This is a genomic window from Bacillus sp. SRB_331 (genome assembly GCF_003264175.1).
Classification (GTDB): domain Bacteria; phylum Bacillota; class Bacilli; order Bacillales; family Bacillaceae_G; genus Bacillus_A; species Bacillus_A mycoides.
In genome coordinates, this window is the sequence record NZ_NADV01000007.1 from 541,674 (window position 1) to 568,152 (window position 26,479).

At 37.2% G+C, this 26,479-nt stretch carries 29 protein-coding genes, 1 pseudogene and 1 riboswitch; of the genes and pseudogenes, 26 read left to right on the forward strand and 4 right to left on the reverse strand.

The window, feature by feature from the left end:
• Nucleotides 1-109: 109 nt before the first annotated feature.
• From B5P42_RS06320 to B5P42_RS06345, 6 genes are all read left to right on the forward strand, one after another.
• Nucleotides 110-1,894, forward strand: coding sequence for an acyl-CoA dehydrogenase family protein (locus tag B5P42_RS06320; protein WP_170972678.1), 1,785 nt, complete (start codon nt 110-112; stop codon nt 1,892-1,894).
• Nucleotides 1,895-2,009: 115 nt separating this feature from the next.
• Nucleotides 2,010-2,732, forward strand: a complete 723-nt coding sequence (locus B5P42_RS06325) for an MBL fold metallo-hydrolase (protein ID WP_113733858.1) — start codon at nt 2,010-2,012, stop codon at nt 2,730-2,732.
• 465 nt (nt 2,733-3,197) lie between these two features.
• Nucleotides 3,198-3,383: a hypothetical protein gene (locus B5P42_RS06330; RefSeq protein WP_001180550.1), complete on the forward strand. Its 186-nt coding sequence runs from the start codon at nt 3,198-3,200 to the stop codon at nt 3,381-3,383.
• Nucleotides 3,384-3,396: 13 nt separating this feature from the next.
• Complete coding sequence (locus B5P42_RS06335; RefSeq protein WP_088033206.1) at nt 3,397-3,645, forward strand: spore coat protein; 249 nt, start codon at nt 3,397-3,399, stop codon at nt 3,643-3,645.
• A gap of 400 nt (nt 3,646-4,045) precedes the next feature.
• Nucleotides 4,046-4,996 carry an L-lactate dehydrogenase gene (locus B5P42_RS06340; protein WP_434476218.1) on the forward strand — a complete coding sequence of 317 codons (951 nt, stop codon included), beginning with the start codon at nt 4,046-4,048 and terminating at the stop codon, nt 4,994-4,996.
• Between the two features lie 22 nt (nt 4,997-5,018).
• Nucleotides 5,019-6,032, forward strand: a complete 1,014-nt coding sequence (locus B5P42_RS06345; RefSeq protein ID WP_002089394.1) for a PTS sugar transporter subunit IIC — start codon at nt 5,019-5,021, stop codon at nt 6,030-6,032.
• Nucleotides 6,033-6,085: 53 nt separating this feature from the next.
• Here B5P42_RS06345 and B5P42_RS06350 read toward each other — a convergent pair whose 3' ends face one another.
• Nucleotides 6,086-6,733: a phosphatase PAP2 family protein gene (locus B5P42_RS06350; protein ID WP_113733859.1), complete on the reverse strand. Its 648-nt coding sequence runs from the start codon at nt 6,731-6,733 to the stop codon at nt 6,086-6,088.
• A 144-nt stretch (nt 6,734-6,877) separates the two neighbouring features.
• Between B5P42_RS06350 and B5P42_RS06355 the strand changes: the two genes are divergently transcribed.
• The 18 genes from B5P42_RS06355 (at nt 6,878) to yunB (ending at nt 22,511) form a co-directional block, all read left to right on the forward strand.
• Nucleotides 6,878-7,405, forward strand: coding sequence for a hypothetical protein (locus B5P42_RS06355; protein ID WP_033730842.1), 528 nt, complete (start codon nt 6,878-6,880; stop codon nt 7,403-7,405).
• Between the two features lie 650 nt (nt 7,406-8,055).
• A complete protein-coding gene (locus tag B5P42_RS06360; protein WP_002129756.1) occupies nt 8,056-8,421 on the forward strand; it encodes an arsenate reductase family protein in 366 nt (121 codons plus the stop codon).
• Between the two features lie 41 nt (nt 8,422-8,462).
• Complete coding sequence (gene gcvH, locus B5P42_RS06365) at nt 8,463-8,846, forward strand: glycine cleavage system protein GcvH (RefSeq protein ID WP_000026895.1); 384 nt, start codon at nt 8,463-8,465, stop codon at nt 8,844-8,846.
• A gap of 252 nt (nt 8,847-9,098) precedes the next feature.
• Complete coding sequence (locus B5P42_RS06370; protein ID WP_000640865.1) at nt 9,099-9,443, forward strand: toprim domain-containing protein; 345 nt, start codon at nt 9,099-9,101, stop codon at nt 9,441-9,443.
• Nucleotides 9,444-9,446: 3 nt separating this feature from the next.
• Nucleotides 9,447-9,755, forward strand: coding sequence for a thioredoxin family protein (locus tag B5P42_RS06375; RefSeq protein WP_002015940.1), 309 nt, complete (start codon nt 9,447-9,449; stop codon nt 9,753-9,755).
• A 152-nt stretch (nt 9,756-9,907) separates the two neighbouring features.
• Complete coding sequence (locus B5P42_RS06380; protein ID WP_002015939.1) at nt 9,908-10,252, forward strand: hypothetical protein; 345 nt, start codon at nt 9,908-9,910, stop codon at nt 10,250-10,252.
• Nucleotides 10,253-10,377: 125 nt separating this feature from the next.
• A riboswitch (SAM riboswitch) is annotated at nt 10,378-10,485 on the forward strand.
• A gap of 178 nt (nt 10,486-10,663) precedes the next feature.
• Entirely contained in the window at nt 10,664-11,689 is a 1,026-nt protein-coding gene (locus B5P42_RS06385; RefSeq protein WP_002015938.1) for a methionine ABC transporter ATP-binding protein, read from the forward strand.
• Complete coding sequence (locus B5P42_RS06390; protein WP_002129754.1) at nt 11,682-12,347, forward strand: methionine ABC transporter permease; 666 nt, start codon at nt 11,682-11,684, stop codon at nt 12,345-12,347. The genes B5P42_RS06385 and B5P42_RS06390 overlap by 8 nt, the downstream gene beginning before the upstream one ends.
• A 22-nt stretch (nt 12,348-12,369) precedes the next feature.
• Nucleotides 12,370-13,182 carry a methionine ABC transporter substrate-binding lipoprotein MetQ gene (metQ, locus tag B5P42_RS06395; RefSeq protein WP_044439212.1) on the forward strand — a complete coding sequence of 271 codons (813 nt, stop codon included), beginning with the start codon at nt 12,370-12,372 and terminating at the stop codon, nt 13,180-13,182.
• 71 nt (nt 13,183-13,253) lie between these two features.
• Nucleotides 13,254-14,060, forward strand: a complete 807-nt coding sequence (gene metQ / locus B5P42_RS06400; RefSeq protein WP_113733860.1) for a methionine ABC transporter substrate-binding lipoprotein MetQ — start codon at nt 13,254-13,256, stop codon at nt 14,058-14,060.
• 237 nt (nt 14,061-14,297) lie between these two features.
• Complete coding sequence (gene sufC, locus B5P42_RS06405; protein WP_002015933.1) at nt 14,298-15,083, forward strand: Fe-S cluster assembly ATPase SufC; 786 nt, start codon at nt 14,298-14,300, stop codon at nt 15,081-15,083.
• 15 nt (nt 15,084-15,098) lie between these two features.
• A complete protein-coding gene (sufD, locus tag B5P42_RS06410; protein WP_002089372.1) occupies nt 15,099-16,391 on the forward strand; it encodes a Fe-S cluster assembly protein SufD in 1,293 nt (430 codons plus the stop codon).
• A complete protein-coding gene (gene sufS, locus B5P42_RS06415; protein WP_113733861.1) occupies nt 16,391-17,611 on the forward strand; it encodes a cysteine desulfurase SufS in 1,221 nt (406 codons plus the stop codon). Before sufD ends, sufS begins: the two co-directional genes overlap by 1 nt.
• Nucleotides 17,601-18,032, forward strand: a complete 432-nt coding sequence (gene sufU / locus B5P42_RS06420; RefSeq protein ID WP_002089369.1) for a Fe-S cluster assembly sulfur transfer protein SufU — start codon at nt 17,601-17,603, stop codon at nt 18,030-18,032. Before sufS ends, sufU begins: the two co-directional genes overlap by 11 nt.
• Nucleotides 18,033-18,080: 48 nt before the next feature.
• Nucleotides 18,081-19,478 (forward strand): Fe-S cluster assembly protein SufB, encoded by a 1,398-nt coding sequence (gene sufB / locus B5P42_RS06425; RefSeq protein ID WP_002015928.1) that lies wholly within the window; start codon nt 18,081-18,083, stop codon nt 19,476-19,478.
• A 486-nt stretch (nt 19,479-19,964) separates the two neighbouring features.
• Nucleotides 19,965-21,356 carry a bifunctional metallophosphatase/5'-nucleotidase gene (locus B5P42_RS06430; RefSeq protein WP_113733862.1) on the forward strand — a complete coding sequence of 464 codons (1,392 nt, stop codon included), beginning with the start codon at nt 19,965-19,967 and terminating at the stop codon, nt 21,354-21,356.
• 65 nt (nt 21,357-21,421) lie between these two features.
• The gene (locus tag B5P42_RS06435; RefSeq protein WP_002015926.1) at nt 21,422-21,724 is read left to right on the forward strand and encodes a YunC family protein; all 303 of its coding nucleotides are present in this window, start codon (nt 21,422-21,424) and stop codon (nt 21,722-21,724) included.
• A 55-nt stretch (nt 21,725-21,779) separates the two neighbouring features.
• Complete coding sequence (gene yunB, locus B5P42_RS06440; RefSeq protein ID WP_113733863.1) at nt 21,780-22,511, forward strand: sporulation protein YunB; 732 nt, start codon at nt 21,780-21,782, stop codon at nt 22,509-22,511.
• 57 nt (nt 22,512-22,568) lie between these two features.
• Here the strand turns inward: yunB and B5P42_RS06445 are convergent, their stop codons facing one another.
• Nucleotides 22,569-23,552 (reverse strand): M23 family metallopeptidase, encoded by a 984-nt coding sequence (locus B5P42_RS06445; RefSeq protein ID WP_113733864.1) that lies wholly within the window; start codon nt 23,550-23,552, stop codon nt 22,569-22,571.
• Nucleotides 23,553-23,741: 189 nt separating this feature from the next.
• On the opposite strand from B5P42_RS06445, the gene lipA reads away from it, so the two are divergent.
• Nucleotides 23,742-24,638 carry a lipoyl synthase gene (gene lipA, locus B5P42_RS06450; protein ID WP_002034580.1) on the forward strand — a complete coding sequence of 299 codons (897 nt, stop codon included), beginning with the start codon at nt 23,742-23,744 and terminating at the stop codon, nt 24,636-24,638.
• Nucleotides 24,639-24,658: 20 nt separating this feature from the next.
• Here the strand turns inward: lipA and B5P42_RS06455 are convergent, their stop codons facing one another.
• Nucleotides 24,659-25,138 (reverse strand): YbaK/EbsC family protein, encoded by a 480-nt coding sequence (locus B5P42_RS06455; RefSeq protein WP_002034581.1) that lies wholly within the window; start codon nt 25,136-25,138, stop codon nt 24,659-24,661.
• Nucleotides 25,139-25,212: 74 nt separating this feature from the next.
• The gene (locus B5P42_RS06460) at nt 25,213-25,767 is read right to left on the reverse strand and encodes a histidine phosphatase family protein (RefSeq protein WP_113733865.1); all 555 of its coding nucleotides are present in this window, start codon (nt 25,765-25,767) and stop codon (nt 25,213-25,215) included.
• A 133-nt stretch (nt 25,768-25,900) separates the two neighbouring features.
• On the opposite strand from B5P42_RS06460, the pseudogene B5P42_RS06465 reads away from it, so the two are divergent.
• A pseudogene (locus B5P42_RS06465) lies at nt 25,901-26,212 on the forward strand (hypothetical protein); the annotation flags it as partial.
• Between the last annotated feature and the right edge of the window lie 267 nt (nt 26,213-26,479).

Genomic DNA, 26,479 nt, shown 5'->3' on the forward strand with positions numbered 1-26,479 from the left:
CACTAAAGCAAAGAATGGAAGCAACAAAGGGGTATGAAAAATAAAAGTGAGAGTCAGCTTTCAAAAAATGAGAGAAGCGGCTTATGAAAATATAAAGGAGGAAATTTTCATGGAAAAAACAGTAGGAAATGCGGTTAAAGGCGGTAGCTTTTTAGTAGAGGAAATTACAATTGATCAAGTGTTTACGCCAGAAGATTTTTCATCTGAGCATAAAATGATTGCAAAAACGACAGAGGACTTTATCGTAAATGAAGTTCTTCCGGAGCTTGAATATTTAGAGCAACACGAATTTGATCGTTCTGTTCGTCTTTTAAAAGAAGCTGGTGAACTTGGTTTACTAGGCGCTGACGTACCAGAAGAGTACGGCGGAATTGGTCTTGATAAAGTAAGCTCAGCGTTAATCGCAGAGAAATTCTCGCGCGCTGGTGGTTTTGCAATCACTCACGGTGCTCACGTTGGTATCGGATCTTTACCAATCGTATTATTCGGTAACGAAGAGCAAAAGAAAAAATATTTACCACTACTTGCAACTGGTGAAAAATTAGCGGCATACGCATTAACTGAGCCAGGTTCAGGATCTGACGCATTAGGTGCAAAAACAACTGCACGTTTAAATGCAGAAGGTACGCATTACGTATTAAATGGTGAAAAACAATGGATTACAAACTCAGCATTTGCTGACGTATTTATCGTATACGCAAAAATAGACGGTGAGCACTTCTCAGCATTTATCGTAGAGAAAGACTACGCTGGTGTATCTACAAGCCCTGAAGAGAAGAAAATGGGTATTAAATGTTCTTCAACTCGTACGTTAATTTTAGAAGATGCGTTAGTACCGAAAGAAAACCTACTTGGTGAAATCGGTAAAGGCCATATTATTGCGTTCAACATTTTAAATATCGGCCGTTATAAATTAGGTGTTGGTACAGTTGGATCTGCGAAACGTGCAGTAGAAATTTCAGCACAATATGCAAATCAACGTCAACAATTCAAACAACCAATCGCTCGCTTCCCATTAATTCAAGAGAAACTTGCGAATATGGCAGCGAAAACATATGCAGCTGAAAGCTCTGTATATCGTACAGTAGGTTTATTCGAAAGCCGCATGAGCACATTATCTGAAGAAGAAGTAAAAGACGGTAAAGCAGTAGCAGCTTCTATCGCTGAATATGCAATCGAGTGTTCTTTAAATAAAGTATTCGGTTCTGAAGTACTAGATTATACAGTAGATGAAGGTGTTCAAATTCACGGTGGTTACGGATTTATGGCAGAGTACGAGATTGAAAGAATGTACCGCGATTCTCGTATTAACCGTATTTTCGAAGGAACGAACGAAATTAACCGCCTAATCGTACCAGGTACGTTCTTACGTAAAGCGATGAAAGGTGAATTACCACTTCTTCAAAAAGCACAAAAATTACAAGAAGAGTTAATGATGATGATGCCAGAAGAAGTAGGCGATGAGCCATTAGCACTTCAAAAATATTTAGTAACTAACGCGAAGAAAATCGGCTTAATGGTAGCTGGATTAGCTGCTCAAAAATACGGTAAAGCATTAGATAAAGAGCAAGAAATTCTTGTGAATATCGCTGACATCGTAAGCAATCTTTACGCAATGGAATCAGCTCTTCTTCGTACAGAAAAAGCAATTAAAACAACTGGTCTTGAAAAGAATAAACAAAAAGTGTTATACACTGAAGTATTCTGCCAAGAAGCATTCAACGAAATCGAAGCAGATGCGAAAGAAACACTTATCGCAGTTGAAAATGGCGACATGCTGCGCATGATGTTATCATCATTACGTAAATTAACTCGCCACACACCACTTAACGTAATTCCGAAGAAGCGTGAAATCGCTGCGAAAATTTTAGAAGATGAGCGTTATACAGTTTAATAGATGAAAGAGAACCAGTGGCCTGTTGGCTGCTGGTTTTTTGTTGATGGATTCTTGAGAAGGGCTGTTTTACATATGTATTTGTAAACGGCTTTTTTTAATGGAGGTAAAGGAGATGAAGTTAATAAGAGTAGGAACAGTTTATCAAATCGCATTTTTCCCGCATCTATTTCCAATTAACTGTTACTTTGTCGAAGAAGAAACAGGATTAACTTTAATTGATGCTGCTTTACCATTTTGTGCAAAGAAGATTTTAGAAGCGGCTCGAAAAATAGGGAAACCGATTACGAATATCGTTATTACACATGCGCATGATGACCATATAGGAGCACTTGATGCTATAAAACAAGAATTGCCGAATGTTCCGGTCTATATTTCTAAAAGAGATGCAAGTTTACTTGAAGGAGATTTGTCACTGCAACTAGGGGAACCAGACACGCAGGTAAAAGTAAGTGTGTCAAAAAGGATAAAGACGATTCCAGATATTCTTCTTCAAGAGGGAGATCAAATAGGTTCCCTTGTAGCGATTGCAGCTCCAGGTCATACACCGGGATCAATGGCGTTTTTAGACACGAGAAATGATGCACTCATTGTTGGAGATGCATTTCAAACGAGAGGCGGGATAGCGGTAGCGGGGCAATTGAAGTGGCTTTTTCCGTTTCCTATGTTTGGTACTTGGGATGCAGAAGTTTCATTAACGAGTGCTCAGAAATTGCTGGAGTATAAGCCGTCTATATTGGCGACAGGGCATGGGAAGATGATTGAAAATCCATTACCACAAATGCAACGGGCGATTGAAGAAGCAAAGCGGAATTTAACAAGGAAGAGCCTCAAATAATTTAGAGGCTCTTTTTTGCTAGATAATATTATTTTGATGGTTTTAAAAATGTGTATATGGCTAAGGAAAAACAAAGGAAAATAAATACGATAGGATCTTGATATGGATTAGGTTCAGAGCCTTTCTGGATTTCTGTAAGGAAGTCATGTGTTTTCATGTTTATTTCTCCTTTCATTAATAATTTATTATTTGGTGTAAAAGAAGACGAGAGATGATGAATAAGAAAAATAGTGGAATTGCAAAGAATGAGAAGTAATTTAAAGGGATTTTCATGTTTATTATTTTATAGTATATGCCTATATTTTAATGTGAAAATAAAAGTTAAAAATATGTAATTTTGCATATTCGAACACGCGTGTAAAAAAATGAAAAGTAGGCTTTGTATACTGCGATTTTTTTTATGTATACAATCCAAAAAAATCCAAATACTAATGACGAATGAAAAAAGAAAGGCGGGTATGTCCTATGCAAAATTTAACAGAGCTTGAAGTAGAAAACTTACGTCATTTAATTGGTGGCCATGCGACGATTATTAACAAATTGGACCAGTATGCACAGGCTTGTACAGATCCACAACTAAAGCAAATGCTACAAAAGGATGCGCAAGATGCACGAAATACGAAACAGCAGTTAATGACTTTTTTAGGATAGGAGGAAGAGAGATATGAATGAAAAAGATATGGTAAATGATTATTTAGCAGGATTAAATGCAAGTTTAACAAGTTATGCAAATTATATTTCTCAGTCTGATAATGAACAGTTACATCAAACGTTAATTCAAATTCGTAATCAAGATGAATCTCGTCAACGTAATATGTATGAATACGCAAAGCAAAAAAGTTATTATAAGCCGGCAGCGCCTGCTAATCCAATGATTGTACAGCAATTAAAAAGTCAATTAAGTGCGGAATAATAGGATGAAAAAAACGAGCGAATGAAGTCGCTCGTTTTTTTTGTTTTGTCCCGCATTAACGGGCAGTAAGCCCCCCACCTCAAAATTTAGCGAAAGCAAAGAAGTTAGGTGGGGGATCAACTGCCCGTAAAAGCCCGATTGGTTCAACTAATAATCAGTGGGGGATGAACAAAACCACCACTGATTAAAGTTTCACTTTATATATGTCAATAAATACATAAAAAATATTTTTCCGGTTGTAACAAATATGACGAAAATGTAATATAACAATTCACAAAAAGGACAAAAACTTTGCTCAATATTTCACAAAGTATCCATGGTTTCTATCGTGAGAACCTCTATAATTAGGGGTGTAAAGAACGAAAGAAATAGACTACATGATCAATTAGGAGAGATTGCTATGAATAGAAACACAAGAAAAATTGCAATTATCGGTACTGGATTAGTTGGATCAAGCTGTGCGTATTCCATTGTAAACCAAGGGATTTGCGAAGAGCTATTGTTAATTGATATAAATCATGAACGTGCAGTTGGAGAAGCGATGGATTTATCGCACTGCATTAACTTTACAAATACAAGAACAAAAGTATATGCAGGAAGTTATGAAGACTGCAAAGATATGGACATTGTCATTATTACAGCAGGACCAGCGCCGAAGCCTGGACAAAGTCGTTTAGACACTTTAGGAGCCAGCGCTAAGATTATGGAGGGTGTTGTTGGCGGAGTAATGGAAAGTGGATTTGATGGCATTTTCTTACTCGCATCGAACCCAGTTGACATTATTACATATCAAGTGTGGAAGCTATCTGGATTACCTAGAAATCGTGTGATTGGTACAGGTACATCACTAGATTCTTCTCGCTTAAGAACAATTTTATCTGAAATGTTACATGTAGACCCTCGTAGTATTCATGGGTATTCATTAGGAGAACATGGTGATTCTCAAATGGTTGCTTGGTCTCACGTAACTGTTGGTGGAAAGTCGATTTTACAAATTTTAGAAGAGAAAAAAGACCAATTTGGTGAAATAGATTTAGATGAAATTGTTGAGAAGACTGCAAAAGCTGGATGGGAAATTTATAAGCGCAAAGGAACTACTTATTACGGAATCGGAAATTCTTTAGCTTATATTGCTCGCTCAATTTTCAATGATGATCACCGTGTTATCGCTGTTTCAGCTATTTTAGATGGTGAATATGGCGAATACGATATTTGTACAGGAGTACCAGCAATTATTACTAGAGATGGTATAAGAGAAGTGGTAGAACTAAACTTATCAGAAGATGAAGAAAGTCGCTTTGCAAAATCAAACGATGTTTTACGCGATTATATGAAAACAATTGGTTACTAAATTATAGGAGAAGGTGAAACAAATGAAGGAATATATAATGTCTCGTGTGTTTAAAGCTTCTGCCGGAATCGCACAGGGTATTTTCGTATCCCTTGGAATTGGTTTGCTGATCGAAAATATAGGAAGAATTGTTGATATCCCATTACTTATTACAATCGGAGTTGTTGCAAAATCACTTATGGCACCAGCAATTGGAGCCGGGATTGCCTTTATGCTCGGTGCAAACGGACTCGTAATTTTCTCAGCGATGGTAGCTGGAGCAATTGGAGCTGGTTCAATTTCAATTACTGAAGCTGGTCTCATCATTAAAACAGGTGAACCAATCGGTGCATTATTAACAGCGACTTTAGCAGTTTATATTGGTAAACGATTAAGTGGAAAAACTGCTTTAGATATGATGCTCGTTCCATTTGCAGCAATATTAGGTTCTGGTTTAGTCGGTATTTGGTTAGCTCAAAATATTAGCCCAGTTTTAAATACAGTTGGAGCATTCATTAAAGATAGTTCAGCTGGTAGCCCGTTTATCGCTTCTATCGTGATTGCTGTAGTTTGGGGATTGTTACTTATCTCTCCAGCTTCATCAGCTGCGTTAGCGATAGCGCTTAGCTTAGACGGTGTTGCAGGCGGTGCAGCACTTGCAGGATGTGTTGCTCAATTTATCGGATTCTCTGTTATTTCAGCGAAAGAAAATAACTTAGGCGGCATATTAGCTCAGGCACTTTGTACTCCAAAAGTGCAGTTACCGAACATTACTAAAAATCCAATGATTCTCGTCCCAACTGTCGTCGCCAGTGCAATAGTTGGTCCAGTATCGGCACTAATTTTCCAACTGGAAGCAGGAAAAGAAATTGCAGGTCTTGGATTAAGCTCTCTTATCGCACCAATTAATTTAATTTCCAGCCAAGGGTGGGAAGTTGTCCCAGCGATGGTAATCACTTATATCATCATTCCAGTAGCTGTTTCTTATATACTTTACATTGCTCTTAAAAAAGCAGGTCGTATTCATTCTGGTGACATGACTGTACCACAATCTTAATTTGAAAATCTCCTTAATATAGAGAAAAGCAGACTGAAGCCACAGTCTGCTTTTTACATTTTTTGATTTTGTTTTACTGGAACACGTACGGTTTCTTTTGCTAATAACAACTGAACACCGAAGTAAAGTACGCTTGCAAGCGTCATTCCAGAAATGGCGTCTACAAATGCATGCTGCTTCGTAAATAATGTTGATAAAATAATAAGCGTACCGAAGAAAGTAAGGATGTAATATTCCAAAGTATGCTGTTCTCTACGCTTAAAGGCAGCTAACATAATTACAAATGTCGTAAGGACATGAATGCTTGGGAAGCAGTTTACTGGATGATCAATACTATAAATATAGCGGACTAGTTCGGAAAATACATCTGTTCCAACGACGGTTGGGCGTGGTACAGTTGTCTGCCAAAAAAAATAAATCGAAAAACAAGCAAGTTTTCCAAGAATTACACTACTTAAAGTGACATAATATTGCTTTCGATCAGCAAAACAGTAATAAATAAGTGCACCGTATAAGTATGGAAACCAAAGTAAGTAAGGAATAATGAATGCTTTCACAAATGGAATCCAATTATCTACTACAGTTGTGACATCTACTGCGTGAACAGTAGATTTATTTAATACATCGTAAAGGGGACTTACGAGTACGAGTAGAAGTATATAACTTAACGGAAGAAGAGATGAAAGTTTAAATTTCTTCATGATAATCTCCTATGTTTTAGTAATGTAAATAAATTCAATTGATTATAATATAGAAAATCCAATTGGGCTATCGATTTTACTTACATTTTCTTGAATTCACCTTACATTTTTGTCACTTGACTTAAAAGAGGGGGAGGGTGCTATATGAAGCGTTCACTGTATTTCTTAGTTTTTATATTGTTATGCCTAGTGAGTACTGGGTGTGCAAAAGATAAAGAAGGAGAGAATTTAGAATATAACGGGAGAGCACTCGTCATTGGAGTTGTTGGTGAAAAGCCGAAAGATACATTTAGAAATATAAAGTTTGAAAAAGTGAAGTTAGAAGAACTGAAAAAGGAATCTGGAGCAGTAGATGGTTTTCTAATAATGAAAGAGCACTTTCAAGAAGCTTCGAAAGAGCAGTATAAAGATTTATTTTTATCGTTAAAGAAACCAGTGTTTTTTATTGGCTTACAAGATAAATCATATTCGACTTTTATTACAAAAAATATAGAGTATAACAGTGCACCAAAAGATGTAAATGCTATGTACGCGCAAGGTTTTGCAAATATTGGAAGTGGCGAAGGGCAACAATGGGGAGTTGGTTTATCGAATGGTGGAAATACAGAAGAAAGTATTCATAATATGTATATAGTAGTGTTTCAAACCATTTCGGACTATTTAAGTCGATGATGAAGGAGCCTGTAAACGAGGCTTCTTATTTTTTAAATAAAGTGAAACTTTAATCAGTGGGGGTTTTGTCCATTCCCCACTGATTATTAGCCCGCACCAATCAGGCTTTTACGGGAAGTTATCTCCCACCTAAATTCCTTGCATTTGCCGAATTTCGAGGTGGGAGTCTTACTGCCCGTTAATGCGGGATAAACGTTTGTTTAAGATATATGTTCGGTATAGAAAATCCTGTATTCCAAAGGTGATATAGAAAAACATGAAATTAATCAAACGTTTGTTTAAGAGGTATGTTCGGTATGGAAGAATTCATGTATTCCAAAGGCTGGGGTAGAAAAACATGAAATTAATCAAACGTTTGTTTAAGGTATATGTTCGGTATAAAAGAATCTACGTATTCCGAAGGTTGAGGTAGAAAAATATGAAATTAATCAAACGTTTGTTTAAGATATATGTTCGGCGTGGGATGAGAAAAAATTTTTAAAAAATTATATATTTATTTTTTCTTAATAAATGGCGGAAAAATAAGAAAAATTAGCAGGATTATTAAAAATTATCACGAAATAAGTAAAAGTTTAGCGAATAATCGTTTGAAATAATAAAATGTTTTCTATATGATAAAGGTAAAGGTTAGTAAAAAAGTAGGTGAATTTATGACAGTAACATTTTATTCATATCCAAAATGTGGCACATGTCAAAAAGCAAAGAAATGGTTTGAGGCAAACGATGTAGCATATGAGATGATTCATATTGTTGAAAATCCACCGTCAAAAGAAGATTTACGTAATTTACATGAGAAAAGTGAATTACCATTAAAAAAATTCTTTAATACAAGTGGAATGCGTTACCGCGAACTTGGTTTAAAAGATAAGTTAAAGGATGCAAGCGAAGACGAAATGTATGAGCTTTTAGCATCTGATGGCATGTTAATTAAACGTCCAATTGTAACAGATGGAACGAGTGTAACACTTGGTTTTAACGAAGAGCAGTTTGAAAGTGTGTGGAAAAAGTACCAATAAGGTATTTTTACATAATTAATACATTCACTGGAGGTACAGTCATGAGCATTCCAAATAATTTACGTTACTCTGAAGAACACGAATGGGTAAAAACAGAAGGTAATGCGGTTGTTATCGGTATTACTCATTTTGCGCAAGGTGAGTTAGGCGATATCGTATTCGTTGAACTTCCTGAAGTAGGTGCAACAATCCAAGCTGACGAGCCATTCGGAAGCGTAGAATCTGTTAAAACAGTTTCTGAATTATACGCACCTGTAAGTGGTAAAGTTGTAGCAGTAAACGAAGAATTAAGTGACCAACCAGAACTAGTTAACGAATCTCCATACGAGGGTGCATGGATGGTTAAAGTTGAACTTTCTGATGCAAGCCAAGTTGAGAAGTTATTAACTGCAGAAAAATATGCAGAAATGACAAACCAAGACTAATTATAGTCGAAGAAAAAGGACAGCCTTTGTGCTGTCCTTTTTTATGTTGTGTACATAATGAATTTAAAAACATATATATTAATTATTATGTAGGAGAACGTTTTTGAAAAACTTTTTTCATGGAGGCTTCATGCTGAGCGAGCCGCTTGCGCTTTTCTTTTGCAAAAATAAACAGGAAACAACATGAAAATAACGAATATACTATATACTAAGTTAAAGGTTGTATAGTATATGGTGATCGGGTGATGACATATGATTTATGTGGAAAAAGTCATTATTGTAGAAGGTAAATCGGATAGAAGAAAGATTGAATCTATTATTCGTGAACCAGTGGAAATTGTTTGTACAAATGGTACAATTGGTTTGTCGAAAATGGATGAGCTCATTGATCAATTTTTTGATAAGGACGTATATGTGCTAGTGGATGCTGATGATGCAGGAGAAAAGTTAAGGAAACAATTCCGAAAAGAATTTCCGCAAGCAGAGCATATTTATATTGATCGCTCGTATCGCGAGGTGGCGACTGCGCCTTCTTCACATTTAGCAAATGTATTATGGGGAGCAGACATTGACGTTTATACAGAATATTTACGGTAAGGAATGATAGAAGTGATTGATTGGACAGGTGCCGAAGCTACAGCCCTAATAGGAAATGAAGAAAAAACAGTGTTATATGTGTATACACCAATGTGTGGAACATGCCAATTGGCAAAGAAGATGTTAACGGTCGTTGAGATGACGATTGAAGATTTGAAAATTGGAATGTTAGATTTAAATTATGCCCCGCATTTAGCGAAAGAGTATGGGATAGAAAGTGTACCGTGTTTACTTATTTTTGAAAATGGGACACTGATGAAGAAAATATATGCATTTCATTCGGTTGAATATTTATATACGGAATTAAAGTAGGCGGCAAAGTTTTTGCCGCCTCGACATATTTCTTGGGAAATATGTCGACATGCGTGATAGATACAGTATTTGTCGAGCGAAAATAACAGGATTGCCCTTTAATAAGAGGGAATGGTATGTAATAGAAAGTGATATGAGGGATGTGGTTTAGGATGAAATTATATTCTTTGCTTCAATCATTTGTAAATTACGCTAATGGTCAATATCATTTAGAACCGCTTTTAAGGCAAGGAGAAAGAACTGTTAATTTTCGTTTTGGAGATGAATGCTGTTCGTTACAAATTTCAAGAGATTATATAGAACTTTTGAAAGAGGCGAGAGGAACGGAACAAATCGTTTGTTTAGAGGAAGAGGATGTACAAAAATTAGTGACTGGAAATATGAGGTTGCAAAAGTTAATGAGTGATGGACGGGTACAATATTCTGGAACGTATCGAACGATGTTATTAGTTGAATCGATGTTTCATATATGTAAACCGATGTCAGTAGGAGCTTAAAATTCTGAAGTTTCTTTTTTTACGAAAATTTCTGTTGACAGAGCGTGTGGATATTGATACAATTCAATTCATAAAATATAGACAATTTCATAAATTTTAAATCAGACGAAAATTTAATCTGATTTCTCTTATTAAGAGAGGTGGAGGGACTGTGCCCTGTGAAGCCCGGCAACCGTCAACTTATGTTGAAATGGTGCCAATTCCTGCAAAGCAAATGCTTTGAGAGATGAGAGAGAGGGATAATGTTGTTATATACGCATATAAACCTTTCTGCTTCTCTAGAAGCGGAAAGGTTTTTTGTTGTTTGAATGCGGAGGACATTCAAATAATAAGAGGAGCTATAACGATGGACTACACGCATGAAAAATAAAAAAATGCGGAGTCTATCCAAACAAAAAAGGGGTGAACATCATGATCTTATTAGAAAATGTAAAGAAAATATATAAGGCAAAAAGCGGTGATGTCACTGCTGTAGATAACGCCAACTTAAAAGTAGATAAGGGTGAAATATTTGGTGTTATTGGATATAGTGGCGCTGGGAAAAGTTCGTTAATCAGATTGTTTAATCAGTTAGAGAAACCAACTTCTGGCCAAATTACAATTGCGAATCGTGTGATTTCAGCGATTACTGGAAATGAACTTCGTAAGGCAAGACAAGAAATCGGAATGATTTTTCAGCATTTCAACTTACTTTGGTCACGAACTGTGCGTGAAAATATCGCATTCCCACTTGAAATTGCAGGTGTCGATAAGGCGGAGAGAAGAAAACGTGTCGATGAGTTAATTCATCTTGTTGGATTAGAAGGAAGAGGAGACGCGTACCCATCTCAGCTAAGTGGTGGACAAAAGCAGCGCGTCGGGATTGCGAGAGCGTTAGCAAATAATCCACAAGTACTTTTATGTGATGAAGCAACGTCAGCTCTTGATCCGGAAACGACAGATCAAATTTTAGATTTATTGTTAGATATTAATAAGCGTCTCGGCTTAACAATTGTATTGATTACGCATGAGATGCACGTTATTCGCAAAATTTGTAATCGAGTTGCTGTAATGGAGAAAGGGAAAATCGTAGAAACGGGTCCAGTACTTGACGTATTCCGTAATCCACAGCAAGACATTACAAAACGATTTGTACAGCAGTTAACTGATTCTGAAGATACAAATGAAACGATTGAAAGTTTAATAGAAAAGTATCCAGATGGAAAAGTAATTCGTTTGCAGTTTGTCGGTGAAGCGGTAGAAAGACCGGTACTTCAAAGGTTAATGCAGCGCGGTGATATAGAAGTTAGCATTTTGCAAGGAAATATCGCGCAAACGAATAACGGCTCTTACGGAAGTTTAGTCGTTCATTTAAATGGTGAAGAAACAGCGATCCAGCAAGCAATAGAAGGGATTCATCAAGATCAAGTAGAGCTGGAGGTGATTGCACATGGATAAGTTAATCGCAAATATTGATTGGAATCAAATGTTAGAAGCAACTGGTGAAACGTTATATATGACGGCAATCGCAGCGCTTGCCACATTTGTTTTAGGACTTATTTTAGGACTATTACTCTTTATGACAGCGAAAGATAATTTATGGGAAAATAAAGCGATTAATACGGTGATTGGAGCGTTCGTAAACATTTTCCGTTCTATACCGTTCATCATTTTAATTATTTTATTAATCCCGTTCACAAAGATTCTTCTTGGAACAATACTCGGAGCGAGTGCAGCGCTGCCAGCTTTAATTATTGGAGCGGCACCATTTTACGCGAGAATGGTTGAAATCGCACTTCGTGAAATTGATAAAGGTGTAATTGAAGCTTCAAAAGCGATGGGAGCAAAAACAAGCACAATTATTTTGAAGGTGTTAATTCCAGAATCGTTACCAGCGTTAGTATCTGGTATTACGGTTACGACTATTGCTTTAGTAGGCTATACAGCAATGGCAGGTGTTGTTGGTGCTGGTGGTCTTGGAACACTTGCTTACTTAGAGGGATTCCAGCGTGGAAATAACGATGTAACAATCGTTGCGACAATTTGTGTATTACTCGTTGTATTTTTAATTCAGTGGATTGGTGATAGTTTAACGACTCGAATAGATAAAAGATAATGAAAACAGGGGGATATTTCAAATGAAAAAATTATTACTTACAGCACTTATTTCAACTTCAATTTTTGGGTTAGCTGCTTGTGGCGGGAAAGATAAAGATGAAAAGAAACTTGTTGTTGGTGCTTCTAACGTACCGCACGCTGAAATTTTAGAAAAGGCAAAGCCATTACTTGAGAAAAAAGGAATTGAGTTAGAAATTAAAAAATTCCAAGACTACGTGTTACCGAATAAATCGTTAGCAGATAAAGAATTAGATGCGAACTACTTCCAGCACATTCCGTATTTAGAAAAGGAAATTAAAGATAAAAAATATGACTTTGAAATAGCAGGAAAAATTCATTTAGAACCGATTGGTGTGTATTCTCAAAAATATAAGAGCTTAAAAGAACTTCCAAACGGGGCGACAATTATTATGAGTAATTCTGTTACTGATCATGGTCGTGGTTTAGCAATTTTACAAAAAGAAGGCATTTTAAAAATTAAAGACGGAGTAGAGCCAGTTAAAGCAACACCAAAAGATATTGCAGATAATCCGAAAAACTTAAAATTCAAAACAGATATTGAGCCAGGTCTATTGCCACAAGTGTATAACAATAAAGAAGGTGATGCGGTTCTAATTAATTCTAACTATGCAATTGATGCGAAATTAAACCCAGAAAAAGATGCAATTGCAATTGAAGGCGATGATTCTCCATACGCAAACGTAGTAGCTGTTCGTAAAGGCGATAAAGATAAAAAAGAGATTAAAGCTCTTATAGAAGTACTGCATTCTAAAGAAATTGAAGACTTTATTACTAAAGAATATAAAGGGGCAGTTGTTCCTGTAAAAGAATAATTGCGGAAAAAGGGCTGGTGTATGCCGGTCCTTTTTTTACTACATAACTATAGGGGAGAAGGGGACATCATATGAAAAAGATTCTATTGTCAGTTGTTACAGCATTATCTGTATTTACATTAGCCGCTTGCGGGGGGAAAGAGGAGAATAAGCTTGTTGTTGGAGCTTCTAACGTGCCGCACGCTGTTATTTTAGAGAAAGCACAGCCGATATTAGAGAAAAAGGGTATTAAATTAGAGATTAAAAAATTTCAGGACTATGTTCTGCCGAATAAAGCGTTAGCGGATAAAGAAATTGATGCGAACTACTTCCAGCACATTCCTTACTTAGATAAAGAAATTCAAGAAAAGGGATATAAAATTGTAAACGCAGGAAAAATCCATTTAGAGCCAATGGGCATTTATTCTAAGAAATATAAAAGTTTAAAAGAACTTCCAGATGGCGGAACAGTTATTATGAGTAATAACGTAGCGGAGCGTGGCCGTATGCTCGCATTGTTACAAAAAGGCGGCGTTATTAAATTAAAAGACGGTGTAGATGTTGTTAAAGCAACAGTAAAAGATGTTGTAGAAAATCCGAAAAATTTAAAGTTTAAAACAGATGTAGAACCTGGACTTTCACCGAAGCTGTACGAAAACAATGAAGGTGATGCTTTATTTATTAATTCAAACTACGCAATTGATGCGAAATTAAATCCAACAAAGGATGCAATTGCAATTGAAGGATCAGACTCTCCTTATGCAAATATTATCGCAGTTCGTAAAGGTGACGAGAAGAAAAAAGAAATTAAAGAGTTAGTAGATGTATTGCATTCAAAAGAAATTCAAGACTTTATCAATAAAGAATATAAAGGTGCTGTACTTCCAGTAAATGAATAAGTGCAGGAAAGGATTGGGAAATTCCCAGTCCTTTTTTCTTTATATATATAAGAAGAAAAGTGTATCATATAAGGATGCAAGGGAAATACTTATATACATTTGTGAAAAAATTGTTACTTTTTTTCGTCGTTTGCGATATCATTTTATTTGCTATAAGATTAGAATGAGAATAAAATGAGAATATGAACGTTTTAGGAATTTTTAAAATGTATATAGAGGATTAATGGAGGTATTGAGATGGCTGGTTCTACATTAACGGTTAAAGACTTACACGTATCAATCGACGGTAAAGAAATTTTAAAAGGTGTAAACCTTGAAGTAAAAGGTGGAGAAATCCACGCAATTATGGGACCTAACGGAACAGGTAAATCAACTTTATCTTCTGCGATTATGGGTCACCCAAAGTATGAAGTAACAGAAGGTAGCATCATCATCGACGGTGAAGATGTATTAGAAATGGAAGTAGACGAGCGCGCACTAGCAGGTCTATTCTTAGCAATGCAATATCCAAGTGAAATTAGCGGAGTAACAAACGCTGACTTCTTACGTTCTGCAATTAATGCACGTCGTGAAGAAGGCGAAGAAATTTCTCTTATGAAATTTATCCGTACATTAGATAAAAACATGGAATTCCTAGAAATGGATCCAGAAATGGCACAACGTTACTTAAACGAAGGTTTCTCTGGCGGTGAGAAAAAACGTAATGAGATTCTTCAATTAATGATGATCGAGCCAAAAATTGCAATCTTAGATGAAATCGACTCAGGTCTTGATATCGATGCATTAAAAGTTGTATCTAAAGGTATTAACCAAATGCGCGGCGAAGAGTTCGGTTGCCTAATGATTACGCATTACCAACGTTTATTAAACTACATCACTCCAGACTTCGTTCACGTTATGATGAACGGTCGTATCGTTAAATCTGGTGGCCCTGAGCTTGCACAACGTCTAGAAGCTGAAGGTTACGACTGGATTAAAAAAGAATTAGGTATTGAAGACGAAACAGCAGAGCAAGAAGCGTAAGAGAGGAGCATAAACATGACAATCGGTACATTACCTTTCGATCAAGAAACAATCCGTCAGCGCGCAAGCGAAGTAAACGAAGCTGCTTGGTTGACTGAGTTCCGCTTACAAGCTCTTGCACAAGCAACTGAACTTCCAATGCCAACGCCTGATAAAACGAAAATTGAAAAATGGGACTTTATCGGAAAAGGCGACGCTGCTAAGCAAGAGCCTGTAAGTTCTTTAACAGAGCTTCCAGAAGCAGTGAAAAACTTAATCGATGAAAATAACAGCGTATTAGTACAACGTACTGGTACAACTGCTTTCGTTTCTTTAGCAGACGAAGCAAAAGAAAAAGGTGTTATTTTTACAGACATCGTAACAGCTGCAACAGAGCATGCTGAATTAGTACAAAAGTACTTAATGAAAGACGGCGTGAAAGTAGACGAGCATCGTCTAACTGCACTTCATGCTGCATTAATCAACGGCGGTGCATTCGTATATGTTCCGAAAAACGTTGTTCTTGAAACTCCACTTCAAGCTGTATTCTTAGTAGACGGCGAAGAAGCTAACGTATATAACCACGTATTATTCGTAGCTGATGCGAACAGTACTGCAACATATGTAGAAAACTACGTTGCAAATGAAAATGCTAAAGGTATTGCAAATATCGTAGCAGAAGTAATCGTGGAACAAGGCGCACAAGTGAAATTCGGTGCGGTTGATCTATTAGCAAAAGACGTAACAACTTACGTTAACCGCCGCGGCATTGTTGGACGCGACGGCCGCATTGATTGGGCTCTAGGCCTTATGAATGACGGAAACACAATTTCAGAGAACGTTACGAATTTAATGGGCGACGGATCATATGCTGATACAAAAACAGTAACAATTGGCCGTGGTAACCAAACACAAAACTTTACAACTAAAGTTGTTCATTTCGGTAAACACTCTGAAGGTTGGATTTTAAAACACGGAGTACAAAAAGATAGTGCAACATCTATCTTTAACGGAATTGGTAAGATTGAACACGGTGCATCTAAATCAAATGCACAACAATCTTCTCGCGTTCTTATGTTAGATGAAAAAGCTCGTGGTGATGCAAACCCAATTCTTTTAATCGATGAAGATGATGTAATGGCAGGTCACGCAGCTTCAGTAGGCCGCGTAGATCCATACCAATTATACTACTTGATGAGCCGTGGGATTCCAAAACGCGAGGCAGAACGTTTAGTCATCCATGGATTCTTAGCACCTGTAGTAAATGAGCTTCCAATTGAAGGAGTAAAGGCACAGCTTGTTGAGGTAATTGAAAGGAAAGTTCGCTAATGAATATTCATGAAATACGCAAACAGTTTCCAATTCTTGATCAAAAAGTGAACGGCAAACAACTTGTTTATTTCGATAGTGCAGCAACTTCTCAAAAACCAATTCAAGTCATTGAAACGTTAGAACGTTACTATAAAGAATATAATTCTAACGTGCATCGCGGTGTTCATACGCTCGGTACGAAAGCTACCGACGCGTATGAAGGTGCACGTGAGAAAGTTCGCAAGTTTATTAATGCGAAATCAATGGAAGAGATTATTTTCACGCGCGGAACGACAACTGCATTAAATACAGTAGCAGCTAGCTATGGTCTTGATAATGTAAATGAAGGCGATGAAATCGTCATCTCTTACATGGAGCACCATAGTAACATCATTCCGTGGCAACAAGTTGCGAAGAAAACTGGTGCAACTTTAAAATACCTTCCGCTTCAACTAGACGGTACAATTTCTTTAGAAGATGTTCGTCAAACAGTTACACCGAATACAAAAATCGTTTCTATCATGCACGTTTCTAACGTACTTGGAACGATTAATCCTGTAAAAGAAATCGGAGCAATCGCACATGAAAACGGTGCAATCATGATCGTTGATGGAGCACAAAGTGCACCTCATATGAAAGTGGATGTACAAGATTTAAACTGTGATTTCTACGCATTATCTGCTCATAAGATGTGCGGACCAACAGGTGTCGGCGTATTATATGGTAAGAAAGAATTGCTAAACAATATGGAACCAATTGAATTTGGTGGTGAAATGATTGATTTCGTAGACTTACAAGAGTCTACTTGGAAAGAGCTTCCGTGGAAGTTCGAAGCAGGTACACCGATTATCGGTAATGCAATCGGACTTGGTGCGGCAATTGATTTCCTAGAAGAAATCGGTCTTCATAATATTGAAAAGCATGAACATGAATTAGCGCAATACGCTTTAGAGAGACTATCAGAAGTAGATGGCGTTACAATTTATGGTCCAAAGCATCGCGCTGGTCTAGTTACATTTAATATTGAAGACGTACATCCTCACGATGTAGCAACTGTATTAGATGTAGAAGGCATTGCGGTTCGCGCAGGACATCACTGTGCACAACCGCTTATGAAGTGGCTAAAAGCTTCTTCTACAGCACGTGCGAGCTTCTATTTATATAATACAAAAGAAGAAATTGATACATTTGTTGAATCACTAATCAAGACAAAGGAGTATTTCACAAATGTCATTTAATAATTTAGATACGTTATATCGTCAAGTTATTATGGATCATTATAAAAATCCTCGTAACCATGGCGTGTTAGAAGATAGTGTTACCGTTAACTTGAACAATCCAACTTGCGGCGATCGTATTCAACTTACGATGAAAGTAGAAGAGGGTATTGTACAAGAAGCGAAGTTTGAAGGCGAAGGATGTTCAATTTCAATGTCTTCAGCTTCAATGATGACACAAGCAGTAAAAGGAAAGAAAATTGAAGAGGCTCTTAAGCTTTCTAAAATTTTCTCTGACATGATGCTAGGAAAAGAGTATGATGACAGCATTGATTTAGGAGATATTGAAGCATTACAAGGCGTATGCAAGTTCCCGGCACGTATTAAATGTGCAACATTAGCGTGGAAAGCGTTAGAAAAGGGCTTAAACGAAGATAAGTAATGTTAAAGGTTCCTAAAAACGAGGTTATATAAGGAGGGACACACCAACATGGCGAAGCAACTGCCAGATATCGGCGATTATAAATATGGTTTCAAGGATAAAGACGTTTCGATTTTCCGTGCTGGACGCGGTTTAACAAAAGAAATCGTTGAAGAGATTTCACGTATGAAAGAAGAACCACAGTGGATGTTAGACTTCCGTTTAAAATCACTGGATAAGTTCTATGAAATGCCAATGCCACAATGGGGCGGCGACTTAAACGACTTAGATTTCGATGAAATTACGTACTACGTAAAACCATCTGAGAAATCTGAGAAGTCTTGGGATGAAGTACCTGAGGAAATTAAAGCGACATTTGATAAATTAGGTATTCCTGAAGCTGAGCAAAAATATTTAGCTGGTGTATCTGCACAGTACGAATCTGAAGTTGTATACCACAACATGAAAGAAGACCTAGAAGATCTAGGAGTCGTCTTCAAAGATACAGATAGCGCATTAAAAGAGAACGAAGATATTTTCCGTGAGCATTTCGGAAAAGTAATCCCGCCAACAGACAACAAATTCTCTGCATTAAACTCTGCAGTTTGGTCTGGTGGATCATTCATCTACGTTCCAAAAGGTATTAAAGTTGATACACCACTTCAAGCGTATTTCCGTATTAACTCTGAAAATATGGGACAATTCGAGCGTACGCTTATCATCGTAGACGAAGGCGCACACGTACACTACGTAGAAGGTTGTACAGCACCTGTTTACACTACTAACTCACTTCATAGTGCGGTAGTAGAAATCATCATTAAGAAAGATGCATATTGCCGTTATACAACAATCCAAAACTGGGCGAACAACGTATACAACCTAGTTACAAAACGTGCGGTTTGTGAAGAAAACGCAACGATGGAATGGATTGACGGTAACATCGGATCTAAATTAACGATGAAATACCCAGCAGTTATCTTAAAAGGCGAAGGCGCTCGTGGTTTAACATTATCTATCGCGATTGCTGGTAAAGGCCAACACCAAGATGCTGGTGCGAAAATGATTCACTTAGCACCAAACACGTCTTCAACAATCGTTTCTAAATCGATTGCGAAGCATGGTGGTAAAGTAACTTACCGTGGTATCGTACAATTCGGACCAAAAGCGAAAAACTCTCGCTCTAACATCGAGTGTGACACGTTAATCATGGATAACCAATCTACATCTGATACAATTCCTTACAACGAAATCAAAAACGATTACGTTTCACTTGAGCACGAAGCGAAAGTATCTAAAGTATCAGAAGAACAATTATTCTACCTAATGAGCCGCGGTATTTCTGAGCAAGAAGCTACAGAAATGATCGTAATGGGCTTCATCGAGCCATTCACTCGCGAACTTCCAATGGAATACGCAGTTGAAATGAACCGTCTAATCAAGTTTGAGATGGAAGGTTCTATTGGTTAATATACAACATAAAAAAGCGCNNGCGCTTTTTTATGTTGTATATTCGGGTTCGACTGTAAGATACCAGGGTGGGTGTTTAATGAAATATATCGACCACAACTCGGAATATATCGGCGGTTCGACAAGGAATATCGATTTGTCGACAAAGTAAGACAAAAGAAATCCCTCATATCCCCCTCAACATTTAAATACGAGAGGAGCACCTATATGGAAGTAAGACAAAGATACTGACAAATCTCCTCCCCCCACCAACTAGAATCATTTCACAAAAATTCCCCCCTCAAACTAATCAACAGACTAGAAAAAGTAATATAAAGTTTTCCATATTAAAAGGGCAATCTTTGGCTTTTTCTTATAATGCGAGTACAATGTAGAATAGCAAGAAAAGACGAAAAGTATTTACAGGATTATTGCGTACGTATAGCGTAAATGGCAGTAAGGAACTGAGAGGAGGTTTTTTCTCTGAATATAAATAAAGAAACAATCATCCACCTTTATCATACAAACGATATACATAGTCATTTTGAAAATTGGCCGCAAATTTCTCGGTTTGTACTAGGGGAGAAAAGGCGAAGACAGGAAGCGGGAGAGACTGTTTTAACTGTGGATATTGGCGATCATGTGGATCGTTTTCATAGTATTTCGGAAGCGACAAATGGACTTGGGAATACAAAATTATTAAATGAGGCGCTATATGATTATGTAACGATCGGAAATAATGAAGGAATTACATTGGCGAAAGAGCATTTGAATCGTCTATATGACGATGCTGGGTTTGAGGTGCTCGTAGCGAATTTATTTGAAAAAGAAGGTGTACGTCCAGCGTGGGCGCAGCCTTATAAATTACATACAACGACAGATGGGATTACGATTGCCTTTATTGGATTAACGGTAGCTTATCCAGAGTTTTATCATATGTTAGACTGGCATATTGAAGATCCAATCATCCATTTAGAGTCGATTTTAGAAGAAGTTAAGGATACAGCTCATATTACTGTTGTGCTTTCTCATCTTGGAAAAAGTATGGATGAGTATATGGCGGAGCATTATGATATAGATGTTATTTTAGGAGCACATACGCATCATTTATTTGAGCGCGGTGTTCTTGTGGATAATACTTTGCTTTGCTGTTGTGAAAAGTGGGGACATTACGTTGGTCACATTCAGCTTACTGTGGATAAAGAGACGAAGAGACTGTTGAAAAAAGACGGTAGAGCGATTAAGACTGAACGGTTAGGTGCTTATAGCGAGCCGTTATCCACAATTGAAATGCTAAAGGAAGAAAGTAAACAGATAATGGCCGAGCCTGTCGTTCATTTAAAAGAATCATTGCCGGTTGATTGGTTTAAGGAGACGACGTTTTCTCATATGTTGGCAAGTGCACTTAAAGAGTGGTGTAATGCGGATGTTGGGATGGTGAATGCTGGTGTACTTCTTGAGGGATTAAATGAAGGTGTTGTGACGCGCGGAGATATTCATCGGATTTGTCCACATCCAATTAATCCATGTCTGTTAAAAGTACCAGGGAAAACGTTAAGAGAAGTTATTTTGAAAGCGCGCCGCCCGAATATGGAGAATCTTGAGGTGAAAGGATTCGGATTTCGTGGAAAAGTAATGGGGAAAATGATTTACGATGGTTTGGAAGTGATTCCAGATACGATTCCAGGGAATAAAATTTTACTAGAAGATGTATTGATTAACGGTGAATCGCTGGAATTAGACCGGATATATACGGTAGGAACGATTGATATGTTTACATTCGGATACTTATACCCAGAGCTATCCACACTTTCTGACAAACAATATTATATGCCGGAATTGCTTAGAGATGTACTAACAGACATGTTGATAACTTATACATCTTCAGTCAAACTATAGGCTAGTTAACTTGTAACACTCATTTTTCTCTTGTCATAAAGATAAGAAAGAGAGGAGTGTGAACTATGGTTAATGTAGAGCCAATTATAATTGATAACTATACGTTCATTGCTGTTAGCGTAAAACTTCCAAAGACAAATTTGCTAGCTGTAATGAGCGATAAAGGATATATTATGTGCGGTGCTTTAGATGTAGGTCTTCTAAATGAGAAGTTAGGTGATCGAGGAATTATTGCTGGCCGTGCGGTTGGTGTAAGAACGATTGAACAACTTCTTGAAGCACCGCTGGAATCAGTAACGACTGGAGCCGAAGCTTTAGGTATTCCGGTAGGCACAATCGGAAAAGATGCACTATTAAAAATGAGATAAGCATATATCGTCCCTCTTTCTTGCATAGAAATAATATAAGAAGGAGGGTTTTCTTATGGGCATATTTCGTTCGAAAAATTCGCGGTTTCGAAGGGGACCGATTTCCTTTCGGTATATACTGCTTATTTCATTTATTATTTTTATCGTAATGGTAGTTCAAGGTTTATGGATTGTAAATAAAAGTATTCAGCCAACGTTAATTAAATATGGGGAAACAGAGACTCATAAAATGGCAACAGCAGTTATGACGAAAGCGGTAAAAGACCGAATTAATGAAGGGTTTGATGTAGATTCATTAATGAAAGTACAAACGGATAGGAACGGGAAAGTATCTACAATTGATTTAAATACAAAACAAGTAAATGAAATATTAACATCGACTACTGCATACATAGAAAAATATTTACAACAAGTAGAAAAAGGGGATACGAAAGCACTTGGTATTTTTGAAGAGAATGGGGTATCTATGTCAGTTCCTTTTGGGCGTATAACTGATAATGCGCTTCTTGGTAATATAGGACCGGATATTCCGATTAATTTTATGCCAATTGGTCATGTGAATACGGATATTAAACAATTAGTTGAGCCACAAGGAATTAATAATACAGCGATCAAAATTATTATGGAAGTGGAAGTGACGTTACAAGTTATGATTCCGTTACGCACGAAAGAAATTAAAGTGAAGCAAAACATTCCGATTGCGACGCGCATCGTGCAAGGTGAAGTGCCTACTTATTACGGAAGTGGCGGAGTTGTTGTACCAGATAAAAAGAAAACGGATAATTAGTCAGTAGTATTCTATTGATTTATATTTATAAAAAATAACCGTAGCAATTTGCTACGGTTATCGTTTTGTATTTGCGCGTTCTTTTCGTTCCCAAAGGCTTAAATGCATGTATGGATCGAAAGCCCATTCTGTATAGCCATTGTCTTTATACATGCCGAAATGTAAGTGGGGCGGGAATTTTCCAGCTGTACCAGGAGGACCGTAGCCGGTACTACCGACAAATCCGATTACTTTTCCTGGTTCGATAATTTGTCCGAGCTGTATTTCTTTAGAGAACCCGCCTAAATGAGCGTAATAGTGGTAATTATTATGAAGGTCACGAATACCAATGCGCCATCCACCAAGACGATTCCATCCTTTTGTTTCAATAACGCCATAGCAAGTTGATCGTACTGGTACGCCATATCCAGCAAAAATATCGGTTCCTTCATGAATCCTCCTGCCGCCAAAGCTTCTACCAGCACCGAAAGTACTACGATAGCTATGGTCACTGCGAATCGGGAGAGGGAAAGCATTGCCTTCTAAATTAATGCGTCCATAATGTTTATAAATTCGGGCGTATTCTGTAATTAATTCAACTGTTTTTGCACGTCTATAATATTCCCAAAGCATAATGTTAATACGGTCTTCCGACGTTCCTTGTTTCTTTAAAATGGTTGCTGCTGTATGCAGAAGATCACGGTCGTTATTTGCATTTGCAAATCCATCTTTGTCACCATCTAAACCCATTCCGCCAAATAGAGAAATTGTATGGGGGAGAGTATCATTACTATTAACAGGTCCAGCCCATATTTCAGGTTTGAAATAAAGGGAAATGATGGCATCTGGTTTTTTCGGAATATCTTTTCTTACGCTCCGTATGTTTCTTTCGTATTGATCCATTGCGGCTAAGTAATACCACGGAATACCGGAAGATTGCTCAGTTTCTTTATATAGTGCCATGCGCTTTTCATATATGCTTTGCTGATTATCTTCACCGTAAGCGATGTTTTGGTGGAGAAGAAAGCAAATCGAAAGCAAAAGAGAAATTTTTCGAAGCATGAAATAGACTCCTTTCACAACATCACTCTTTTTAGTGTGGGATATACGGAGTATTTCATTATAGGGAACGATTGGAAAAAATCTTAGAATCTTCATTTGAGCAAATCGCTTTCATACGTTAGAATAGATATGTTACATTGAAAGAAGCGAACACGGTAAACTATTTCATATTGTGCGGAGTTGATAACCATGACAAAACAAACAGAGTATAAGCGCAAGCCCGAATGGTTGAAAATTAAGTTAAACACGAATGAAAACTATACAGGCTTAAAGAAAATGATGCGTTCTAAGAATCTTCATACAGTTTGTGAAGAGGCGAAATGTCCGAATATTCATGAATGCTGGGCTGTAAGGAAAACAGCAACATTTATGATCTTAGGTGCGGTTTGTACACGTGCTTGTCGTTTTTGTGCGGTTAAAACAGGCTTACCAACTGAGCTTGATTTACAAGAGCCAGAACGCGTAGCAGATTCTGTAGTACAAATGGGCTTAAAGCACGTTGTTATAACAGCGGTTGCACGTGATGATTTAAAGGACGGCGGAGCAGCTGTTTTTGCTGAAACAGTACGCGCTGTTCGTCGTGAAAATCCATTCACGTCTATCGAAGTATTACCATCTGATATGGGTGGGGTAGAAGAAAACTTAAAAATGTTAATGGATGCAAAACCAGATATTTTGAACCATAACATTGAAACAGTACGTCGATTATCTAACCGAGTTCGCGCTAGAGCAAAATATGACCGTTCATTAGAGTTTTTACGTCGAGCAAAAGAAATGCAGCCTGATATTCCAACTAAATCGAGCATTATGCTGGGCTTAGGTGAAACGAGAGAAGATTTAATTGAAGCAATGGATGACTTACGTGCAAACAATGTGGATATTTTAACTCTTGGACAATACCTACAACCATCTAAGAAGCATTTACCAGTTATTAAATATTACCCACCAGCAGAATTTGCAGAGCTAAAAGAAATTGCACTTAGCAAAGGATTTAGCCACTGTGAAGCTGGTCCACTTGTACGTTCTTCTTATCATGCGGACGAGCAAGTACGTTCTGCAAAAGAAAAAACAGCAGAAGCGAAATAATGAAAAAAGAGAGCTAATGATTAGCTCTCTTTTTTCTTATACTCTAAAACTTTATTTTGACATGTGGATAAAATCTTTTTTAATTCCTCTGTGGATAATTCAATTGTAAATTCAGGTACACCAGGTGTAATTAAAATTTTATCGTAAGTATAAATTGAACTGTCCACAATAATCGTTACATCTTGTGAATAACCGAAAGGAGCTACACATCCAGGAGTGCAACCAGTCTCTTCTCTTAGCTCATTAGGAGAACAGAGAGATAAGCTCTCTCCTGTTATTTCTTTCATCTCTCCTCGGTTGAGGCGAGTGCCTTCTAACGTAAAGAATACGTAATGCTCCCCGGATTTTGATTTTAAAAATAAGCTTTTACTTGGAGTGCCTTGCAAACCAAGTCTTTCACGAACGATACGATCTGTTTCATAGTCAAGTACTGGTTCGTGTTCAAATTTTTCATAAGAAGCATTTGTTTTATGTAGTAAAGAAAGTACATCTTCATACATATGGAATGATACCCCTCTCTATTGTTAATACAGTCTCTTCTCGTGGCGTCAACTGAGTGTTTTGGAAAGGGATACTACTTGGACGATGCTTTCCATAATCGTTTTATGAAACTTTGTTCATCGATTGTAATTTCGTAAACATCAGGATTCGTTAAAGTTCTCCATTCACTAAAGCCGATCGTACGATCAAAGTGCTTTAAAATGAGCGTAAGTAAGTTTCCATGTGTAACGAGTAGTGTTGTAGTATGGTTTAACTTTAAAACGTCTTGGATAAGCGATATAGCACGGTCCGTTGCTTGTTTTGTTGACTCTCCGCCTGAAAAGGCAATATCTATGTTTGTAAAAGTAGATTCTAGTTTTTGCATCCAATCATCCATCGGAACGTTGCTTAATATACGTTCAGCTAATCGTTCATCCTCTTCGATAGATAGGTTAGCTTGAATCGCATAGGGCCGAATGGAATCGATAGCTCGGACAAATGGGCTCGAAATAATATGATCTATTTGTAGCTGATTTTCTAAGAGGAATGCAGCAAGGGTGTTAGCTTGATCTTTTCCGGCAAACGTTAATTCGGCATCACGTTTTTGTCCAGTTGCGGAACAATGTCGTATTACAATAATTTTCTTCATAATTCATCCCCATCTTTCAAGTTGACGCTATATACTTCGACAAATGTGGAAATAATTCCTTTTTATTGGAAACGGAATAGTGATCTAAGTATGTGGAAAAGTAATGTGGATAATGAAAATTTGAGGTGCAATTATGAAAAAAATGATATGCATTGTATTCAGTATTTGTTTTCTCGCGCAATTGTCCACAACATATGCACAATCAAATCAAAAATTAGACTATCCAAGCAATCAAAATAAATCGTTTGTGAATGAAAATCTATTTTATGAACAGTTAGATAAGAAGGTCTATAAGGAATACAAAAATGCTTCGTATAGTGTTCGAAAGAAAATTTTATGGAAAGAAGTACAAGATGCAGAATTTACCTTCCGACAAAAAACAGCTGTCGGCTGTCGTAGTAGAGCGGTGATTCAAGATTCGTTTGTTCATCCAGATCGCCAAGTTTACCCCGCATTAACGGGCAGTAAGACTCCCACCTCAAAATTCAGTTTTAAAGAAAAGTAGTTAAATGGGAGATCAACTGCCCGTAAAAGCCCGATTGGTTCAACTAATAATCAGTGGATAAACCCCCACTGATTAAAGTTTCACTTTATTTTTTTGGTTCCTTTTCTCAAGATGAAGTAGATGAGTTTCATAAGTACATCGTTATAGATGCAGAAACAAAGAGGGAGCTGCGAGGGGGAAAAGTTATCATCACTACGAAAATCCATA

Coding starts and splice junctions, on each gene's coding strand:
- gcvH (WP_000026895.1), top strand. CDS start 8,463: ATGAGCATTCCAAATAATTTACGTTACTCTGAAGAACACGAATGGGTA.
- metQ (WP_044439212.1), top strand. CDS start 12,370: ATGAAAAAATTATTACTTACAGCACTTATTTCAACTTCAATTTTTGGG.
- B5P42_RS06325 (WP_113733858.1), top strand. CDS start 2,010: ATGAAGTTAATAAGAGTAGGAACAGTTTATCAAATCGCATTTTTCCCG.
- sufU (WP_002089369.1), top strand. CDS start 17,601: ATGTCATTTAATAATTTAGATACGTTATATCGTCAAGTTATTATGGAT.
- B5P42_RS06435 (WP_002015926.1), top strand. CDS start 21,422: ATGGTTAATGTAGAGCCAATTATAATTGATAACTATACGTTCATTGCT.
- B5P42_RS06350 (WP_113733859.1), bottom strand. CDS start 6,733: ATGAAGAAATTTAAACTTTCATCTCTTCTTCCGTTAAGTTATATACTT.
- B5P42_RS06335 (WP_088033206.1), top strand. CDS start 3,397: ATGAATGAAAAAGATATGGTAAATGATTATTTAGCAGGATTAAATGCA.
- B5P42_RS06460 (WP_113733865.1), bottom strand. CDS start 25,767: ATGAAGAAAATTATTGTAATACGACATTGTTCCGCAACTGGACAAAAA.
- B5P42_RS06385 (WP_002015938.1), top strand. CDS start 10,664: ATGATCTTATTAGAAAATGTAAAGAAAATATATAAGGCAAAAAGCGGT.
- sufD (WP_002089372.1), top strand. CDS start 15,099: ATGACAATCGGTACATTACCTTTCGATCAAGAAACAATCCGTCAGCGC.
- yunB (WP_113733863.1), top strand. CDS start 21,780: ATGGGCATATTTCGTTCGAAAAATTCGCGGTTTCGAAGGGGACCGATT.
- B5P42_RS06390 (WP_002129754.1), top strand. CDS start 11,682: ATGGATAAGTTAATCGCAAATATTGATTGGAATCAAATGTTAGAAGCA.
- sufB (WP_002015928.1), top strand. CDS start 18,081: ATGGCGAAGCAACTGCCAGATATCGGCGATTATAAATATGGTTTCAAG.
- sufS (WP_113733861.1), top strand. CDS start 16,391: ATGAATATTCATGAAATACGCAAACAGTTTCCAATTCTTGATCAAAAA.
- B5P42_RS06370 (WP_000640865.1), top strand. CDS start 9,099: ATGATTTATGTGGAAAAAGTCATTATTGTAGAAGGTAAATCGGATAGA.
- metQ (WP_113733860.1), top strand. CDS start 13,254: ATGAAAAAGATTCTATTGTCAGTTGTTACAGCATTATCTGTATTTACA.
- B5P42_RS06375 (WP_002015940.1), top strand. CDS start 9,447: ATGATAGAAGTGATTGATTGGACAGGTGCCGAAGCTACAGCCCTAATA.
- sufC (WP_002015933.1), top strand. CDS start 14,298: ATGGCTGGTTCTACATTAACGGTTAAAGACTTACACGTATCAATCGAC.
- lipA (WP_002034580.1), top strand. CDS start 23,742: ATGACAAAACAAACAGAGTATAAGCGCAAGCCCGAATGGTTGAAAATT.
- B5P42_RS06345 (WP_002089394.1), top strand. CDS start 5,019: ATGAAGGAATATATAATGTCTCGTGTGTTTAAAGCTTCTGCCGGAATC.
- B5P42_RS06320 (WP_170972678.1), top strand. CDS start 110: ATGGAAAAAACAGTAGGAAATGCGGTTAAAGGCGGTAGCTTTTTAGTA.
- B5P42_RS06380 (WP_002015939.1), top strand. CDS start 9,908: ATGAAATTATATTCTTTGCTTCAATCATTTGTAAATTACGCTAATGGT.
- B5P42_RS06360 (WP_002129756.1), top strand. CDS start 8,056: ATGACAGTAACATTTTATTCATATCCAAAATGTGGCACATGTCAAAAA.
- B5P42_RS06455 (WP_002034581.1), bottom strand. CDS start 25,138: ATGTATGAAGATGTACTTTCTTTACTACATAAAACAAATGCTTCTTAT.
- B5P42_RS06340 (WP_434476218.1), top strand. CDS start 4,046: ATGAATAGAAACACAAGAAAAATTGCAATTATCGGTACTGGATTAGTT.
- B5P42_RS06355 (WP_033730842.1), top strand. CDS start 6,878: ATGAAGCGTTCACTGTATTTCTTAGTTTTTATATTGTTATGCCTAGTG.
- B5P42_RS06445 (WP_113733864.1), bottom strand. CDS start 23,552: ATGCTTCGAAAAATTTCTCTTTTGCTTTCGATTTGCTTTCTTCTCCAC.
- B5P42_RS06330 (WP_001180550.1), top strand. CDS start 3,198: ATGCAAAATTTAACAGAGCTTGAAGTAGAAAACTTACGTCATTTAATT.